Source organism: Rahnella sp. ChDrAdgB13, from assembly GCF_017655185.1.
Lineage (GTDB): Bacteria > Pseudomonadota > Gammaproteobacteria > Enterobacterales > Enterobacteriaceae > Rahnella > Rahnella contaminans.
Map to the genome: position 1 here is coordinate 1 of NZ_JAEMGT010000236.1, position 1429 is coordinate 1429.

Here is a 1429-nt window from a genome sequence, read left to right on the forward strand (position 1 = left end):
ACCGGTTTTCAGGGTGTAAATTGCTGAAGCTCCACTGGCATCAACAACTGCCGTCAGTTTGTCCTCAAGCGCAGCCGTCACGTCACCGATTTGCGCCTGCACCTGAGTTGTCAAATCAGCCATCGCCTGATCAACATCGGCGATAGTCGTTTTTACCGTCAAAATATCAGCCCGCACCTCACCGTTCTGTGCGAACTGGTGATCCACGGTCGAATTGAGGTTCAAAGCATTTTGCAGGATGGCATCAATGTTGGTTTCAATATCACTCGTCAGTCGGTCACCGTCGGCAGAGTTCAGGAAGTCATCAGCGATATCACCGAGATAATCATCGGCATTATCGTTCGCCATGCCTCTGACCCAGTCCGTGTAACCTGACTCGTTACCGGTCTTATCCACCAGCTGCGCGCGGTACCAGAAAATCTGGCCTGCTTTCAGCCCAAGTTGCGTGTAAACGGCCTGCGGATATGGCACGTCAGACAGCAGCAACGGGTTTGACTGGTCGGAATTAGGCGTGTACTGAATCTCTGTTTTCAGCGTGTCCGAAGTGTTTTCCGGGAAGCCCCAGTTCAACTGAATACCCCAGTTGATGCCCGTGGCCGCGAAACCAACCGGCTTCGGTGGATTGCCCTCCTTTCCCGTCAGAGTTACTTCAGCCGAATAACCCCACCCGCTGGATATCTCCGCCGAATTGATAGCCCGCACGCGGACAAGGTAGCGGCCTGCATAAATGCCAGGCACCTCAAATGACGTTGTAGAGCTGCGCGGCACGTTTACCCAGTTACCATCATTGCGGCGCCACTGTGCCTCATAGGCGATAGCGTTCACCGCCACATCCCATGTTGCCCGCATGGTCTGAACGCTGATCCCCTGATTGACCACCGAATAGGAGTCGATCTGAATATTGTCCGGGGCCGTCTGGCTGCTAGGGGGAATAACACTGATCGGGCGTTCGTCAATAATTGCGCCGGTATCAATGCGAGCATATTTATCCGGGTCGTGATACGCCGCGGAAATAGTGGATGTGTTGTCATTGTTATCCGCAACGCTGAGAACGCGGTACTGCTGCGCATACAGCTCGTCAGACTCTACAACCCAGACGCTTTCAGCTTCTGGCGTTTCGCCATAGGCAGCCGTCACTGTGACAATCTTCCCGGATACTGACTGAATCGTGCGTGACTGAGCTGCACCGGATGGAAGGTTTAAAATCAGCCGACCACCGGCGGCGGCATCAGGAACACGGTCCAAGGTGATGGCGCGTCCGTTCACTGAACTTATGCGGCCACCGGTCACTTTTCCAGACAGCATTTCATCCGCAACCGCAATGATGTAACCCGGCTGTGGGATCATGCCATCCAGACCGACCGAGAAAGTAATCACGCGGTCCTTATTATTGGTCAGAATACCCCAGCGCCCTTTCCTGTTTGCCTCT

General features: G+C 54.1%; 1 pseudogene. It reads right to left on the reverse strand.

The window, feature by feature from the left end:
* Nucleotides 1–1429: pseudogene (locus J8X26_RS27270) on the reverse strand (host specificity protein J); the annotation flags it as partial.